The sequence below is a fragment of the Dyadobacter sp. CY345 genome (genome assembly GCF_021502725.1).
Taxonomy (GTDB): Bacteria; Bacteroidota; Bacteroidia; order Cytophagales; family Spirosomataceae; genus Dyadobacter.
In genome coordinates this window covers 1,404,688-1,421,856 of record NZ_JAKFFS010000001.1, presented here as the reverse complement: position 1 = coordinate 1,421,856, position 17,169 = coordinate 1,404,688, and the positions used below count along the sequence as shown (strand labels likewise).

The window sequence follows — 17,169 nt, the reverse complement described above, 5'->3', positions numbered from 1 at the left end:
ACTAATTTTCTTTTTTTATGTACGATAACAGAAGAGGTTTTCTAAAAAAAGCGGGCGCGTTAGCGGCAGGAAGTCTTGCCTTACCATATTTATCAGAAGCATCGGGAATAGCTGAGTTATTTGCAGCTGAAAAACCCGTTGGCATTCAATTGTTCACGGTTTTCGAGAAAATGAACAATGACCCGAAAGCTACACTTGAAAAAATTGCTTCCATCGGATATAAGGAAATAGAAACTGCATTCAGCACACGAGGGGGATATTATGGGTATAAGCCAAAGGAATTCAAAAAACTGGCGGAAGATCTTGGCTTGAAATGGCGTGCACATCATGCACTTGGAGCGCCGTTTAAAATGCCTCCGGGGCGAAAAATGCCAGTTGGTTCAGATGGAAAACCTATCACAATTCCTGTGATGATGAATCTTCGAGACAATTATCAGCAGTTGGTGGATGATGCGGCAGAAGCTCAGCTAAGTTTTCTGGTTTGTGCCAGTACGCCGGTCGGAACAATGGATGAAGTGAAAAATTCAATCGAAATGTTCCAAAAAACGGGAGAGGCCGCTAAAAAAGCTGGAATAGAGTTTGCGTATCATAATCATGCAACAGAATTTGATCCAGTAGAGGGAGGGAAAACGGCATATGAACTGGTTCTTTCACAGACAGATAAAGACCTCGTAAAAATGGAGCTGGACCTTGCATGGGCAACCAAAGCCGGAAAGGATCCTGTTGCATTGTTCAAAGAACATCCGGGCCGTTTCCCGTTATGGCATGTGAAAGATATCAAAAAAGATCTTCAGACGATCACAGAAGTTGGAAATGGAGTCGTAGAATTTAAACGAATATTTGATGCTGCGAAAATTTCAGGAATGAAATATTTCTTTGTCGAATATGACCTGGCTCCATCCTTTGATACGATTCAGACCTGTTATACTAATCTGACAAAAGTTATTGGTTAACTATTGAAACCTAAACTAAATTGTTACGTCTTAGAGAAGCCAACTGTAAAAGCTGGCTTCTCTTTTTTATTATGACAAAATTACACATCAGACGTACTGACGACGCTTTATGGAAAGGATTACTCGAAAATATTTTCGACGACTTTCTGAGATTTTTCTTTCCCAATGCCGATGAGGTTTTTGATATAAAGAAAGGATTCACTTATCTGGATAAAGAACTTTCCGATCTGTTTTCAACTGAGGAAAGTATAGCACCGAAACACGTTGACAAGCTGGTTAAAGTCCTGACGAAGAAGGGAGAAACCAAATGGATTTTAGCCCATATCGAAGTACAAGGACAAAAAGACAAAGATTTTTCGCTCCGGATGTTTACTTACTATTATCGTATTCTGGATCGTTATCGCGTTCCGATTACTGCGATAGCAGTATTTACAGACGCGAATAAATCCTATCATATTAATAGTTATGAAACCAACTTTATGGGCACAGTGAATTCTTTTAAATTCAATACCTGCAAAGTGCTTGACCAGGACGAAAAGCAGCTTGAAGATGACGACAACCCTTTTTCGATCGCAATATTAACAGTTCTTCTCGGTTTGAAAAGTAAAAGATTGAACGACGAGCAATTATTTAACCTGAAATTCAGACTTCTCAGAAACTTGTACACGCGCAATATTCCAAAGAAAAAAATTGACGGGCTGTTGTTATTTTTACAACTTTATGTTCGTTTTGAAAACAAGGATTATAAAGTTAAATTTGAGCAAGTGATTGAAGAATTAACTGAAAACAAAAATACTATGGGAATCAGGGAATTTGTTTTAGAGAGAGCGAAAAAAGAAGGAAAGGCTGAGGGGAAAGAAGAGGGTTTGCAACAGGGAATATATTTAAAGAGCCTCGATTTCACGAAGTCACTTCTTTCCGAAACAACCTTTGATGATGAAAAAATTGCAGCAATGGTAGGCGTTGATGTAAGCTTTGTCAAAAAGGTTAGAACTGAAATTTCGTAGCATTGATAATAACAAAATGATATCTTCCTGTTCTTTGTCTCAGAGAAATAGACTAATAAATCCTATGATGCTAAATGTAATTTTGACTTTTCCTCAGCATAGAATTACACTCCCAGAATATATTGAAATTTCTCTTCAATAAGGTCCTTGTTGATAGAAGCTCCGGCCATCGTTCCTGCCGCAGTCGCCGAAGCCACTGAGCGAAATGCCCACGTAATATCTCCTGCGGCATAGACCCCGTTCACTGATGTCCTTTTGAATTCATCCACCTTGACGTATCCCATATCGTCGAAAGCGCAATCCAGTTTGATTGGAATATCGGTATGCTGGGTGAAAGGAATTTTAGCATATAACGCATCTAACTCCTGATAGCTGCCATCGGAGAATACTACCCTTTTCAAAAATCCTGAATCGTGAACAAGTTCGCGTATTTCTGTTTCAACGATCTTAAAATCAAGATTTTTCATTTTTTGAAAAATCGCTTTATCAAAAATTGGAACCCCGTTTGTGAAAAGCGTCAGTTTTTGCGTCCAGTTATCAATCAGCTTGACAAATTCAAAAGCCATTTCATGGTTAAGCAGTATGCCGGTGTTTTGGTTACGGTATTCATACCCGTGACAATATGGACAATGAATGACTGATATTCCCCAGGATTCTGCAAATCCGGGAATGGATGGCATGATGTCTTTCACACCGGTGGCCAAAAGAATTTTTCTGGCAGAATATAGAATTCCACGCGCAGTCTGAACCTTAAAATTGTTGTTTTCTCCTGATATCTCAGTTACTAAGTCGTTTTCTAAACTAACTGTCGGATAAGCCAGAACCTGATCTTTTACCAAAGCGGAAATCTCAGCCGGAGTCTTTCCATCCTGCGTTAAAAAATTATGAGAATGCGGTGTTTGGGCATTGCACGGTTTCCCAGCATCAATTATTAAGACTTTACGAATGGCTCGTCCCAAAGCCATAGCTGCCGACAGACCGGCAAAACTTCCGCCGACAATGATTACATCAAAATTATTATTTCCCATATCAAATTATTTTGTCTTAATTTATGTATATTTTTCTCATTTCTGAGACATAGCCATTCAAAAAATTTTAGGCTAGAATACCCTTGCTAAGCGAATGCCAGGCAAATTTTTTAATATTAATTTTTGCCACACTTCCAGCCTTTTCCGAATTGATTGCTGCTGTAACAATTCCCGTCATCAGCATCTCAATCCACTCCATAGTCAAAGACTCATCTAACAACTTTGCATTTTTCAGTTCGTCCAAAGTGCTTTTAAATTTGTTGAAAGTCCGGTCGTAGTCCTTACAATCCTTGTTATGTTGCGAATGACTATGATGCTCGTTATTATGCAAGCGATGAAGAAAAGAAAATTTCACACCACAATCAATCGCTGCATAAAGCATATTTTCAAACCGCTCCAATGGGTTCTCAAAATTAGCATATACCGCTTCCATCGCTTTTCTGCAACTTTCCTGCATTACACTTTGGCAAGCCTTTACAAGATCTTGCCTGTCTGAGAAATAACGATGCAGCGTTCGTCTGGTAACCTCCGCACCATCTGCCACAATTTCCAACGGCGCCGAAAAATCCTCATTAAAAATCGTAATTGCGGCGTCAATGATTTTCTGCTTCGTGTCTTTCATTTTAATAAATTTCAACGCAAACATATGACATATTTCTCAAATATGTGACAGATACAAACATTTTAATTTAATTTTATTAAAGTTTCTGCCGCTTCCTGAGTTTAAAGTCGATTTTAGAAACGGGGGAAATGGCTCAAATAAAGATCATCTACTATCATGGCTTTTTGAAAGTAACTTAATTTCTACTATCAATCCAGAACAGGCAACCGGCAGGGATCCGCTATTTTTTAAGCCAGCTGATAATCAGACAAATATTCTTCATATCGCAGTTATATGGACGAGGTAATATGCTTTTAAAACTGGATAAGAATAGTCCTTCAAACTTAGTAGAAACATTTTACAGCGTTCGCCATGATAAAAAATCACTTAAAAATTGCCTTTCGAAATCTTTCGAAGCATAAGATATTCTCTCTGATCAATATTTTAGGCCTGGCCGTGGGCATGTGCGCATGTTTTCTCATCGCACTTTATGTTTCTTTCGAGTTGAGTTATGATACTTTTCATAACAAAGCTGATCGGATTTTCAGACTAGTGACTGACATAAAAACTCCCTCCGAAACTTTAAAAGTAGATGTAAGTACCTGGTCCGCGGCGCCATCTCTGAAAGATGATTTCCCCGAAGTTGAGGCTTTTACAAGAATAAATGCTGCCAATCTTCATATCCGGAAAGGTAACCTGCTGTTTAAAGACGAGAAGGCTTTCTTCGCAGATTCCAGTTTGTTTAATGTTTTTGATTTTAAACTTATCCAGGGAAACCCAGCAACCGCACTGAAGGAACAGCTAAGTATTGTGTTAACTGAAAAAACAGCGAAGAAATATTTTGGAGAAAAGGACCCGATCGGGCAGATTCTGACTTTATCTCGCGACAATTTGAGTGCGAAAGTTACCGGCGTCATGAAAGATATTCCGGCCAATTCCCATATCAAGGGAGATATGTTCATCTCCATGTCAACTTTTACACAAAAATTGAACAAAGACCTGGACCAGGGATGGAGTGACTTTGGTGCCATTACCTATTTATTGCTGAAACCAGGCACTTCTGCGAAATCACTTGAAAAAAAAATTCGCTCCTTTTCTTGAAACCCACGCTGGAAAAATGTTTCGTGAAGCAAAAGTCAGGTATATACTAACGCTTGAACCGCTGCTTGAAATTTACCTTAATTCCACACGTGGCGACCATGAAAAGGGCAGCGCCTCAAACAATTATATTTTTTCGGCCATCGCAGTTTTTATCATGCTGATCGCTTGTATCAACTTTGTCAATCTTTCAACTGCCCGTTCCGCCGAAAGAGCGAAAGAAGTGGGTATCCGGAAGTCATTCGGAGCAAGCAAAAATTTACTGGCAAGACAGTTCATTTCTGAATCGATACTTATAAGTGTGGCCGCTTTCTTTCTTGCCGTCATATTTGCATCAATCCTGATTCCCGCGTTTAATAATCTGGCAGGAAAATCGATCAGCGATGGTATTTTTAAAAATACATCATTTTTGATCTTTTTGTTTTTTGCTGCCATTGCTATTGGTGCAGGCGCAGGAATTTATCCGGCGTTTGTCCTATCGTCCTTTGATCCCGTTCATGTTCTTAAAGGCCGTTTCACGAACAGTTTTAAAGGAATTCTTTTGAGAAAAAGACTTGTGACCGTTCAATTTTCAATATCAATTATTTTGATTATCGCTACACTCGTGGTGTATACCCAAATGAAATTTTTACGAACGCGTGATCTTGGTTTTAGTAAAGATCAGCTGCTGGTAATCCGGACAGACGTAAATCAAAACAGCGCAGCCTTCCGGGAATCGGTTTTAGGATTATCAGGCGTTGAATCGATCGCGGCATCTTCCAGCATTCCGGGAGACGGGTACGATGGAGCTTATTCCGAAATAGAAAATAAGAGCGGCGCTTTTCAGGTGGCGCATTTAGGATTGTATATGGTTGATTTTGAATACTTCCCTCAATATAAACTTAAAATGGTTGCGGGAAGAAGTTTTTCAAAAGATCAAGCCACAGATTCAACAAGCGCAATGATTATTAACGAGAAGGCTGCGAAGCTTTTTGGCTACCAAAATCCATCGGAAGCTGTTGGTAAAAAATTTAAACAGTGGGGACGAGAAGGAACGATCATTGGTATCGCAAAAGATTTCCATTTTGCTTCATTGCATGAGACGATCAAACCGCTGACGATACGTATTGACCCCTCTGAAACTCCATTTCTTTCAGTGAAGGTGAATGCAAATAATATTCAGAACACGGTTGCATCAATCGAGAAAATATGGAAGTCATACTTACCCGACCAACCTTTCAACTACTATTTTCTTGATGAGTTTTTTGATCGTCAATATCGGCGCGAAGATCGTTTTGAGAAGTTATTTTTCAACTTTGCGTTACTGGCAATTTTTATTTCCTGTCTTGGTTTGTTGGGCCTGGCGTCTTACAGCACAACGCAGCGAACCAGAGAAATCGGCGTCCGCAAAGTTTTAGGAGCTTCGACAGGAAATATAGTCAGACTTTTGTCAAAAGATTTCCTGAAACTTGTATTGCTCTCTTTCGTTTTTGCTTCTCCGATAGCCTGGTATGCAATGAAAATGTGGCTGCAAAAATTCGCTTATCAAACCGATATCCAATGGTGGATTTTTCCAGCGTCAGCAAGTATTTCGGTAATTGTTGCCTTCGCTACGATCAGTTTTCAAAGTATAAAAGCGGCACTGAGAAATCCCGTGAAAAGTCTGAAAACGGACTGACGCTATTGAATTCCGTTCAATATCCGGCGATTATTATTTGACCTGATTCAGAAATTGCCTGATCGCTTTAAGATATGCCTCAGGATTGTCCCGCACTTTGTTGTGGCCTGAGTTTTCTATGATCACAACCTTTGATCCGGGAATTTCCTTTTGAAATTCATACATCGTTTCAGGCCGCCCTTCATCAAAGCGGCCTGCTATGAAAAGAACTGGCTCCTTAATTTCATGCAAACGCTCGGCTCTTTCAAAAGATTTGAGCGTTCCAGTCGCATTGAATTCTGTCGGGCCCCACATATAACGATAAACTTCCTTGTTGGATTTCGCCGACTTATCGCAGTCTGCTACGCGAACTCGCTCACCTGGTTTTCTGCTTAGATATTGAATATTGAAAGAGTCCGTGGCTGCGATATAGGATTTATGATCATATAGTTTCAGGCTTTCATATTTTTCAATGGTATCCTGAACAGGTTGAGACAGCTGTGATAACAGCACTTTCGCGTCACGCATCCAGCGCGAGGTACTGATTAACGGGCCGGCAAATATTACCGATTTTACTCCTTCTGGTTTCTGAGAAAGCATATATTCAACAGCCACTGAACCTCCCCATGAACTTCCAAGGACATTAATGTCTTTTAAATCAAGTTCCTTTCTCAATGCCGTAATTTCATCCACAAATCTTGGAAGCTGCCAAAGCGTTGTGTCCGTCGGCCTGTCGGAATGCCCTGATCCAAGCTGATCATAGAAAATAATGGGCCTGTCGTTACCTAATGTCGAATATGTCGGAATACCGTCGCAGCTTCTACTGCCCGGCCCGCCATGGATCAGCAAAAGTGGAACACCCTTTCCGGATCCCACGATTTTGTACCATATACGCCCGCCCTTAACCTGAACAAAACCTTCGCCGGGAATTAGTCTTCTGCTACTGCTCCCGGTGAGCATAAGAGCTGCCATTAATAAAACACTGAAAAATTTCATCGAGTTATTTTTACAAAATATGAATATATTCTTTCCTCAATTCCGGCTCCATTAAAGACATAATATTTTTGATAGGATAAATATCTTATCAATCCTGTTGTCTCAGTTTAATCTAAATATCCGAATAAACACTCACATTTTCAAAGTCTCGAAAGTCAGATTAATACTTCCATAATACTACCCTTGATTTACAATTTCTTTACTGTAAATTAGAGCTATAAACATTTTCTAATTCGTATGTTGTATCAAAATATCTTACTGATCGATGACGACGAGGATGATCTGGAAATATTTCAGGCAGCATTACAGTCAGTAACTTCATCGGTTGAATGTCTTGCATTCGATAAAGCAAGTGAGGCTCTGGCTAAATTATCATCAAAAACTCTTATTCCCGACCTCATTTTTCTGGACCTCAATATGCCGATAATCAGCGGACAGGAATTTCTGACTACAATTAAAAAAGATGAATTTTTAAGAGATATTCCGGTTATTGTTTTTTCAACGTCATCCAGCAGAAGTGTTGCCGAGGAAGCGAAAAATTTGGGTGCGGCTGCATTTATTACCAAGCCTGACAATTTTGAAGATTTTAAAAGTCTGTTAAAATCTTATCTCGGTTTGTCCTAGCTCAGCCTGTTGATATACTCCGTGCGGTTGGTGCTTAAATTCCAGGGTTAAAAAAGATCACTATTGCGAAGAATTAAATATTCTCGTCAAATCAAATAGTTTATTTTGTGAACATTGGAAGGGGATTCAGCGGATGTTTGAAAAAGTTCTTCGTTGTTTTCTTCAAAAGAAAAAAATGGAACCCAAGATTAGGTAAATTCTTTCGGTTTTGCGAAATTATCTTTTTATCAAATCCGAAAGTTAAAATGCCAAGAGAAACATCAATCCAATCGGCTTTCCTGAAATTTTCAACCACACGTTGATTCTTTCCCTCATAACCGCTGATTTTGTGATGCCAGTATATCATCAAGGAAATCTCTTCCAACAACTCTACTCGTTTTATCTTCTTTAAATAAATTCCGGCTTGCACAATTGACGGATTAAGATAATCTATCGTGTGGTCTGTCCAAATTCCGATATCATGAAAAACGGCTGCGATAGCATATTTCCCCTGATTGATTTCAGCGTTGTCAATAAGCAGACAGTTCAGATAAACGCGGTAAACATGATTTCTATATCTGTTAAAATCTGCCCCAATCACCATCCTGAATGGTTCAAGTAAGTCATCGATAATTTTAATTGAATAGGTCATCGCCTTCGGTTTGATTATTATTTAACTCAGAAGCAACAAAAACAATTTGCCCTTTTTTGATACCGAGTTTTTTTATTTTAGAATTGAGGGTTCCCACTTTGATGTTCAAAATTTCGGCCGCACCGCCGGCACCGTAAATTTTCCCATTGCAGCTGTTTAACACTTCAATAATGTGATCCCGCTCATTTTGTTCATGCGTTTTCAGGTTTATTCCATCAACAATAATTGTCTGCACGTTTCCTATCTTCGGTAGATACATTTCCCTGATCGTGTCACCAGTTGTCATTAATACACTACGCTCCATTAAATGTTCTAACTCTCTGACATTGCCAGGCCAATTGTAAGCAAGTAACTCCTTCATTACCTTATTTGATATATTGCTGATTTTCTTCCCATTGTTCCTGGCATATTTATGCAAAAAATGCACCGCCAGAGATGGAATATCCTCCTTATGTTTTCGCAGTGGAGGTAGGGTTATTGGGAAAACATTGAGCCGGTAAAACAGATCATGGCGGAACCGTCCTTCGGATACCTCTTTTTGAAGATCACGATTGGTAGCAGCTATTACCCGCACATCCACCCGAATGGTCGTACTGCCACCTACCCTTTCTATTTCTTTTTCCTGTAAAGCACGCAATAACCTGACCTGAAGATCGAGCGGCATTTCTCCGATTTCATCCAGAAATAATGTGCCTTTGTTCGCCAGTTCGAATTTTCCCAGCCTTCGCTCCGTCGCGCCTGTAAAGCTTCCCCGCTCATGTCCAAAAAGCTCACTTTCAATGAGACTGGCCGGCAAAGCAGCACAATTCACCTTAACCATCAGCTTATCTTTCCTAGACGATGCGCTGTGAATTGCCCTTGCAATCAACTCCTTCCCTGTACCAGTTTCTCCGAGCAAAAGAACAGTACTGTTTGCGAAAGAAACCTGCGTAAGGAGCTGAAAAACTTTTCTCATTTCCGCACCCTCTCCCACTATGTCATGGTAAGAATATCCAGTAGCCACTTCTTCCTGTAAATATAATTTTTCCTCTTCCAGCAGTTCCTTATACTTTTTAATTTCGGCCAACTGCTGTTCAATTTTCTCATTGCCCCGGATATTTGAAACCGCAGTTGTCATGTGGTAAGAAAGCCGCTGAATGAAGTTTTTTTGCCGCTGTGAAAAAGGCGAGTGATTTTCGGATAGGAAAACTATCGCTCCAATAATCTGGTTATTTTGCTCCATTCTCATACCTACAACTCTTTTGATTCCGGCCTGGTACAGGAACTCTATATGAATCATCTCCGGATCACGGATTTCTTCTATATAAAAAGCGACCGGCGCGTTCGAGTCCAGGATTTGATTATGCAAGCCATCGGCAATTGGATATTCATCAAAAGCGATTTCGTTAAAATCGGGATGCAAAATTGTTTTTTCGCAATATTCTAAGAACACCCGGTACGTGCCCGTTTCTAAATTAAAAATAGAAATTGCGATATCTGAAAAAAGGAGATACGATTTCAATTCCCGCTGGATCATTTGTACAAAATCACGCTTATCACGAATCGACGCGATTGCATGATTCACCGACAGTAGAAGCTCATTTTCTTCATCTCGCCACCTTATTTCAGCGTGACTGACAGACGACAAGAACGCTATTTCTGTATCTGCCTTTTTACCACCGGCATTTTGATACAGAAAGTTTGGATCAGCTTCTTGCCCTTCCGAATTATTCATAAATTCTCTTGATCTAAAATCAATAAGGAATTGATTATCAATTCAAGATAAGAAAATTAACCCATAAATGAATAAGTACTGAACAAAATCGGATATTGATATACGTTGGATCATTTCCATGCAAATAAACTTGTTTTCCTAAATGCCTTATTTCAATATTTGGCAATCCAATTCAAAATATAATCCGCATCCCCCTCCCATCCAGGCTGCGCAAGCACGTGATGATTTCGTCCTAGAAATTCCTTATATTCCAGTACCGAGCCATTACTTTTATAAGCCTTGAAATTCCGAAAATTCAAATGTGCGGGAATAATATTATCCAGACTGCCGGAGGTGATCAGCAACGGAACATGTTTTTTCTTAAAATCAACTTTCGCAGCGCTTGTTAAGCCGCCCCTTGCAACAGTTTTCGACTCAGGTGCAGTAAATTTCTCATACGCAAATTGTTGTTCTTCAAGTGGCATTTCGTTTACAAAAGCATATTGCCAGTCTTTGAAAGACATCATATATGTTTTGTCGGTTGACGTAAATAAACCAAGAGATTTCCAGCCTGCTTTCAAAAACGAAAATTCATAAGGAAAAACGCCCAATGGTGGCACCGGATGTATTGCCACAGCCACAGCTGCCAGATCCCTGCTTACCAGTATCTGCGTCATCAGCCCGCCGAGCGAATGTCCGATAATGATTGGCTTTTCTGGCATACTACGTGCGATTTCCGCATAATGATCCACTACTTCCGATAACGTTAGTCTGGCAAGGTCGGTATCATACGGTTGTCGGTTTCGCAAGGTTTCCGCGTCAGCATCCTTGAATGGCCAGGCCGGTGCAAGCGTTTTATATCCTTTGCTTTCAAAATAATCCTTCCACTCGTCCCAGCAATGATGGGTGACAAATGCTCCGGTAACAAAAAGTATAGATTTCGTTTTCATAATATATTTATTGAAGGTTGAACCGGAACCAGCTAAATTTCAGCAACTAATTCCGGATTTATAGTCATTTAAATCAATTGATTTTGAAACAGAAAAGTCTGTCTATTTTAGATATTTTTTCAGGTTGGCCGCTGCCTGGATAGACAAAGCTTTCATCTGGGGAATTTCGAACATGCCATTTATTGAACGAAAATCGTGGGTCACATTAATTGTTTTAACAATGGTCACCCCACCCCTTAATACCTATGTTTTAAATTATCCTTTATATTCCTTACGAAATTCGTACCACACCTTAATGTGCTGTATATCAACTATATATCATAAAATTAGTTAAATTTTATTGTTGACATTTCAACAATTATCGAAACCAATATCGAAATGACATCATCCGTTTATGGGATTCACTAATTAATAAGTAATATTTGAAACGTATAAAATTTAGCGTTGTGGTTGCAATGAAATTATAAAATATAATTAAAGTGAACGTTGACAATACTCCTGTGGCATTTCACAACATCTTGGAATAATTAAATTCTGAAAATTCACTTCCAAATTATGCGTAGTCAGGTAAATTATGTCAAGAAATATTTGAGCAAACTACTCTACTAAATGAGAAGTTAAATTATTATCACTATCGGTTACATATTATAAATTGTAGTCAGATAGACTAATTGAATTTTAATAACTTAAAATCAACAAGTTATACCCTAATTTTCCTTCGACTACTAAGTTTACAGCCATCAAATAAATCACTTGCAGAGCTTGAAGTAAGGAATTCTACAAGTAGGTAGAATTGTATATATTTTGATGAAAATTGTATAAAAATTTGGTTGCATATCCGATTTTCTTCTATTACTTAGTTTCAGGCAAGGCAAAAACACCTAAAAGTTCAAAAATCAAACTTCTTCGTAGAATTACTTTAATCAGTAAAAAGCCAGCTTACGTAAACCCAATTTTAAAAAGTTTCCAGAACGTTATTGAATTCTGAATTCCCTTTATTTCTATCAGTTTTACTCAAATTATGAAAAATCTTTTACTTGTTTTTTGCTTCCTTAGCCAGGTTGCACACGCACAAATTGCATCTCAATTAAATGTTCCTGCAAAACTTACCAATACTGAGATCCAGAAACTGGACGGGCTGGTTAAAGTTTTAAACGTAATACAACTGGAACCTTCTGCGCTGAATAGTTTTGTCAAAAGAAATCCCCTGCAAGCGAAATTAAAACTTGCTGTATCGAATAACCTCACACTGGATCTTACGCTACAACAAACTGAAATCAGAACAGCTGATTATAAGTCTGTTATGAGCACTAAAAACGGAGAGGTTACTGATAATTCTGTTGCAGTTTGTAATACTTATTCAGGCTACGCCAATAATGATCCATCCCAGTTTGTTCGTTTATATATTGACAACGATCAAATAAAAGGCATCGTAAGCGACGGTAAAGAGGGTTTCTACGCAATCGAACCGTTGTCAGATATTACAAATACACAAGATACCGACAACCGTTATGTCGTATTTAATGTAGCTGATGTTCAGGATATTGATGGAAAATGTGGACTGGAAGAGCCGATTAGTCAGGCAGTAAGCAAAGCACAGGCCGCTGCCAGAACTTCTGAAACCTTCAATTCTGAGTGCCGTATTCTTGAAGTGGCGACGGATGCTGATTTTGAGTACTTCAAAAACAATGGTAAAAATACGAACGCGCGTATCCTGAACGATATGAATATTGTGGCAGGTATCTACATGAGTACTTTTAATATCCGTCTTATGGTTAATTATCAGCACGTTTACACCACCGCAAACGATCCTTATACTTCTACGGATCCTTCGAAATTGTTAATGGAATTTACCAACTACTGGAATAAAAACAAGACAGATGTAAAAAGGGACGTTGCGCATTTGTTCACATCTAAGTTTCTGGAAGCCTTTACGTTAGGTATTGCACACAAAGGTGTTATTGGAAAAACGCCTAACATGGCCTATTCACTTACGTACGGGACTTCGAATGAATATCTTACTGTGGCGCATGAAATTGGACATAATTTTAACGCATCACACCCAACGGATGCAAAATCCGGATGTTCGACAACCAGTAAAACCATTATGTGCAGCGGTCTAGACAAAGCACTGGCATTTTCTGACTTTTCACAAGGTGAAATAAAAGACTGGATTGCCGCGAACGGAAAGGCATTATTGACATCGGAATACGCTTTTGAAGTACTGGGAGATTCTACATTATGTTCTGCCACTTCTACGTACAGAATGAACCTGCTGGGTGTTCCGGCCAGGTGGACAAGCAGCAACGAATCTGTGCTTACAATTAATGAAACAACAGGCTTAGCGAAACGGATTGGAACAGAATCGGGTGAAACGACTATTACTGCCGCCATTGACGTATGTGGCAAACCGTTAATATTTTCAAAAGTAATTTATGTAGGTATCCCAAGTGTTACTACAAGCCTTACTGCGATAGATACTTATGGTATTGTCGCAGTAAATACGACAGAAATAATTCACTCAACTTACAATTGGCTGCTTGATGGAACACTTGTAAAATCAGGATTTGAAAATGATGTAAAAGTAAATGGCGGCATGTGTGGCACCAGTCACTTCATCCAGGGCAACATCACAAATGCATGTGGAACAACTCCGCTTTCAGAGAAACTGGAATACAGCTGGAAATGCACAAATACCGGCGCAATTATTTATCCAAATCCGGCAACTAATATTATCAGTATTGATTTCGAAAGCGAAACCGCGGAAACGGAACTACCGAAGGAGATTTTACTTTATAACGAAAAATCTACCTTAGTCAGATCAATATCTAACTCAGGTGATACTGCAAGCGCCATTGCAAGTAGAAAAACGCAGTTTGATGTTGCAACACTCCCTCGCGGCACCTATTATGTTTATGTAATTCCAACAAAAGATTCAGGTCAAAAAACAGAGGTTAAAAGAGTTGTATTGAGATAATATTTTAGTGCTATCGCATATCAGCATCTTCGGAGATCGCTCTTTTTAAACAACAAGTAAAACAATCAATTGATAGAACCTTTTACATGGAAATACTTAACCATGTGGTTTTAACCAAAAATTTAAAATTCCGGTATTGGGGTAAAAAAACAGGTCACTGGAATAACCAATAACCCGTTGTGTTTTGAAATTAAATGTACGTAAATATTATACGGCTGTTTCAACATAGTTTTTAAAATTGTCAAGAATAGCCTGCCATCCGTCTCTTTGTAGTTCGATTGAATTTTCACTTTCCGGATCAAAAGTTTCGGTAACTGTTGTGACATTATCCTCGCTGTCGAAAGAGATACTTACTTCTCTGCCGTCACCAAGGACGTATTGAATTAATTTATAAGTTTGAACATCTGTGTAAACGCCCTCAAAATCAAAGCTCATGCTGCCATCTTTTGCAGCCATAGTGGTCTTGAACTTTCCGTCAATCCGAAGATCATTTTCGGCATAGGGAGCATGCCAGTCATCGGATGCAAAAGTCCATTTTGTGATATGCTGGGGTTCAGTCCAGAATTCCCAGACTTTTTTTGTTGGCGCATTAATCAAAGCTTCAACTGTGATTGCCGGTGTTTTCTTCGCTTCCATCTGAATGTCTTTAAGGGTTAATGTTATTAATTATCTATAACAAAGGTATGCCCGCGACCCGGGTCTATTACTGTACGATTACGACATTTAACAGTCACTTTACGACCAGATTATTTTGGCAAATTATAGCAATGCAACAATATTAAAATGAGTGCACTCCCGAAATTACTTATAAGTATTTAGTGCTGCCTGATCTGACTGTTCTTTCAGGATTTTCTTTAAACCATGCATATTCATTGTAAGCCCGACCTCCGCATCCGGTGCTGTATCCTCGTTTATGATGCCAATAGGGCCGTTATAAGCATTTTCTCTGACGATTTTTATCATCTCTGACTCAGCGTCACCCTCGCCTATCGGCACCACTTTTACCGGATTGCCTTTTTTCAGACCCATTAAGTTAACTGCAAATAAATGTGGCAGTATCTCAGGAAAGAATTTTGGGAAGCGCTCAATATCTTCCTCAGCATGATGGAAATTATAAACGATTCCAATGTTTGGTTTTTTCAGATACCGGATCACTTCCAGCTGATTTTCCGGCATCCCATACCAGCCACCATGATTATATAGCCCGACTGTGCAGCCAATTTCGGCAGCTTTTTCTGCAACATAATTAACCGGCTTCGCTATGGCAAGGAGCTTTTCCTGTTGCGACATTTTATCCAGATCTTTAATACCGCTCACCATTAGCCATATCTGTGTTTTTACACCATGGCGTTTCAGTACATCCAGAATGATAGGGAGATTTTTATCAGATTCAGGATTGGCTCCCGTGTGGTACCAGAAAGCCTGGAGTTTGATATGATGTTTTTTTAGAGCATCCAGTTCTGCATCAAATTCCGGAATATGTTTTTCCCTCCAATCGTATGCCAGCATCGTAAATCCTAATTTGTTAAGCATCTCTGCACGTTCGACCGGCCCTCTGTTTTTAACATCATAGGGAACAATACACCAGGCGATCAGATTTTGCTTCGCATAAATATTCTTCGTGCGTGATGCTTTTTGCGCTTTTAAAACAAAACCCGACAAGAGGAAAAAAAGGATGGAAACGCTGGTGATATATTTTTTCATAACACGACTTGTTTATTTAAATCTGCTGACTGAATTCCGGCTTCCAGAACTTCTATGATCTTTAATCCATCATAAAAATTCGGTTCTATTACAGTATCATGAATTACTGCATTAACAAAATCTGCAACTGCGTGCACAAAAGCATGCTCATAACCTATAATATGCCCGGCTGGCCACCAGTGTCCGGCATACGGATGCACTGACTCCGTGGTCTGGATAAGCCGAAAACCCTGCGTTCCTTCTTCGTCTGCCAGAGAATAATACTGCAATTCGTTCATTCTTTCCATATCAAATAGAATGCTTCCCTTACTTCCGTAAATCTCAAATCGTAAACCATTTTTCCTTCCCGTTGCAAAACGTGTCGCTTCGAAAGAACCTATTGCGCCATTTTTAAAACGCACCATCATCAAAGCCGCATCTTCAACTGTGACTTCTCCCATTTGATCACCCAAAGTTGCAGCACTGAGATTTCCGGAAGTTGTTTCATCAGCCAAGGGGCGTTCTTTTATGAAATTGGTCATCAGGCAAGATACCGTTTCAATATCACCAACGAGGAAATGCGCAAGGTCCACTGCATGAGAGTTCAAATCCCATTGAGGGCCAGCCTGGGCAGTTTCCTTTCTCAGCTGCCAGGTTAATGGAAAGTGTGGGTCTACGATCCAATCCTGCTGGTATGTACAACGCCAATGGAATATTCGTCCGATTTTCCCGTCCTCAATCATTTTTTTTGCAAAAGCAACTGACGGGGTTCTTCTGTAATTATGATTTAAATAATGTTTGACCTTATTGTCCTCGCAAACTTTGACCATTTCTTCCGCTTGTTTCCTGTTCATCGCAAGCGGCTTTTCACAAAAGATATGTTTGCCTTCTTTTGCGGCAGCCATGGCAATTTCATAATGAAGATTTTGCGGCAGGGCAATGTCAACAATATCGATTTCGGGACTGCTAACCAATTTTCTCCAATCTGTTTCTGTTTTCTCCCAGCCCCATTTCTGCGCAAATTCTCTTAAAGAACTTTCCTGTCTGCCGCATGCAATTTTCAAAACGGGTTTGGCTGGGAGATCGAAAAATAAAGGTGCTTTGAGCCAGGCATTACTGTGCGCGCGCCCCATGAATTTATATCCTACGATACCGACATTAAGTTGTTTGGTCATGATCTGTATATTTCAAAATCAATTATTAGTTACTCCTAACGTAAAGCACTTTTAGGGTCAGGCTTAATATAAAGTTTTCTTTTGCGGCAAATTTTATTTCTTTAAATCTAACTTATA

General features: G+C 39.4%; 15 protein-coding genes. 6 read left to right on the top strand and 9 right to left on the bottom strand.

Going from position 1 to position 17,169, the window contains the following annotated elements; genetic code table 11:
- The first annotated feature begins 17 nt into the window (after window positions 1-17).
- Both L0657_RS05940 and L0657_RS05935 read left to right on the top strand, forming a co-directional pair.
- Entirely contained in the window at window positions 18-953 is a 936-nt protein-coding gene (locus L0657_RS05940) for a sugar phosphate isomerase/epimerase (protein ID WP_235149498.1), read from the top strand.
- A 71-nt stretch (window positions 954-1,024) separates the two neighbouring features.
- The gene (locus tag L0657_RS05935; protein WP_235149497.1) at window positions 1,025-1,960 is read left to right on the top strand and encodes a hypothetical protein; all 936 of its coding nucleotides are present in this window, start codon (window positions 1,025-1,027) and stop codon (window positions 1,958-1,960) included.
- Between the two features lie 104 nt (window positions 1,961-2,064).
- On the opposite strand, the gene L0657_RS05930 is transcribed toward L0657_RS05935, so the two are convergent.
- Both L0657_RS05930 and L0657_RS05925 read right to left on the bottom strand, forming a co-directional pair.
- On the bottom strand, window positions 2,065-2,988 hold the full coding sequence (locus L0657_RS05930) for an NAD(P)/FAD-dependent oxidoreductase (protein WP_235149496.1): 924 nt from the start codon (window positions 2,986-2,988) through the stop codon (window positions 2,065-2,067).
- A 67-nt stretch (window positions 2,989-3,055) separates the two neighbouring features.
- On the bottom strand, window positions 3,056-3,610 hold the full coding sequence (locus tag L0657_RS05925; protein WP_235149495.1) for a TetR/AcrR family transcriptional regulator: 555 nt from the start codon (window positions 3,608-3,610) through the stop codon (window positions 3,056-3,058).
- A 351-nt stretch (window positions 3,611-3,961) separates the two neighbouring features.
- Between L0657_RS05925 and L0657_RS05920 the strand changes: the two genes are divergently transcribed.
- Both L0657_RS05920 and L0657_RS05915 read left to right on the top strand, forming a co-directional pair.
- On the top strand, window positions 3,962-4,690 hold the full coding sequence (locus L0657_RS05920) for an ABC transporter permease (protein WP_235149494.1): 729 nt from the start codon (window positions 3,962-3,964) through the stop codon (window positions 4,688-4,690).
- Window positions 4,662-6,344: an FtsX-like permease family protein gene (locus L0657_RS05915; protein WP_235149493.1), complete on the top strand. Its 1,683-nt coding sequence runs from the start codon at window positions 4,662-4,664 to the stop codon at window positions 6,342-6,344. The genes L0657_RS05920 and L0657_RS05915 overlap by 29 nt, the downstream gene beginning before the upstream one ends.
- A gap of 33 nt (window positions 6,345-6,377) precedes the next feature.
- On the opposite strand, the gene L0657_RS05910 is transcribed toward L0657_RS05915, so the two are convergent.
- Window positions 6,378-7,319: a proline iminopeptidase-family hydrolase gene (locus L0657_RS05910; protein WP_235149492.1), complete on the bottom strand. Its 942-nt coding sequence runs from the start codon at window positions 7,317-7,319 to the stop codon at window positions 6,378-6,380.
- Between the two features lie 237 nt (window positions 7,320-7,556).
- Between L0657_RS05910 and L0657_RS05905 the strand changes: the two genes are divergently transcribed.
- Window positions 7,557-7,943, top strand: coding sequence for a response regulator (locus L0657_RS05905; protein ID WP_235149491.1), 387 nt, complete (start codon window positions 7,557-7,559; stop codon window positions 7,941-7,943).
- A gap of 100 nt (window positions 7,944-8,043) precedes the next feature.
- On the opposite strand, the gene L0657_RS05900 is transcribed toward L0657_RS05905, so the two are convergent.
- The 3 genes from L0657_RS05900 to L0657_RS05890 form a co-directional block, all read right to left on the bottom strand.
- On the bottom strand, window positions 8,044-8,574 hold the full coding sequence (locus L0657_RS05900; protein WP_235149490.1) for an HD domain-containing protein: 531 nt from the start codon (window positions 8,572-8,574) through the stop codon (window positions 8,044-8,046).
- A complete protein-coding gene (locus tag L0657_RS05895) occupies window positions 8,558-10,288 on the bottom strand; it encodes a sigma 54-interacting transcriptional regulator (RefSeq protein ID WP_235149489.1) in 1,731 nt (576 codons plus the stop codon). The genes L0657_RS05900 and L0657_RS05895 overlap by 17 nt, the downstream gene beginning before the upstream one ends.
- A gap of 152 nt (window positions 10,289-10,440) precedes the next feature.
- Window positions 10,441-11,217 carry an alpha/beta hydrolase gene (locus L0657_RS05890; RefSeq protein WP_235149488.1) on the bottom strand — a complete coding sequence of 259 codons (777 nt, stop codon included), beginning with the start codon at window positions 11,215-11,217 and terminating at the stop codon, window positions 10,441-10,443.
- Window positions 11,218-12,238: 1,021 nt separating this feature from the next.
- Between L0657_RS05890 and L0657_RS05885 the strand changes: the two genes are divergently transcribed.
- Window positions 12,239-14,194, top strand: a complete 1,956-nt coding sequence (locus L0657_RS05885) for a M12 family metallo-peptidase (protein WP_235149487.1) — start codon at window positions 12,239-12,241, stop codon at window positions 14,192-14,194.
- 207 nt (window positions 14,195-14,401) lie between these two features.
- On the opposite strand, the gene L0657_RS05880 is transcribed toward L0657_RS05885, so the two are convergent.
- The 3 genes from L0657_RS05880 to L0657_RS05870 all read right to left on the bottom strand — a co-directional run bounded on the left by L0657_RS05880 (window position 14,402) and on the right by L0657_RS05870 (window position 17,052).
- The gene (locus L0657_RS05880; RefSeq protein ID WP_235149486.1) at window positions 14,402-14,830 is read right to left on the bottom strand and encodes an SRPBCC family protein; all 429 of its coding nucleotides are present in this window, start codon (window positions 14,828-14,830) and stop codon (window positions 14,402-14,404) included.
- A 165-nt stretch (window positions 14,831-14,995) separates the two neighbouring features.
- Window positions 14,996-15,898 (bottom strand): sugar phosphate isomerase/epimerase, encoded by a 903-nt coding sequence (locus tag L0657_RS05875; RefSeq protein ID WP_235149485.1) that lies wholly within the window; start codon window positions 15,896-15,898, stop codon window positions 14,996-14,998.
- On the bottom strand, window positions 15,895-17,052 hold the full coding sequence (locus L0657_RS05870) for a Gfo/Idh/MocA family protein (protein WP_235149484.1): 1,158 nt from the start codon (window positions 17,050-17,052) through the stop codon (window positions 15,895-15,897). The genes L0657_RS05875 and L0657_RS05870 overlap by 4 nt, the downstream gene beginning before the upstream one ends.
- Window positions 17,053-17,169: the final 117 nt, after the last annotated feature.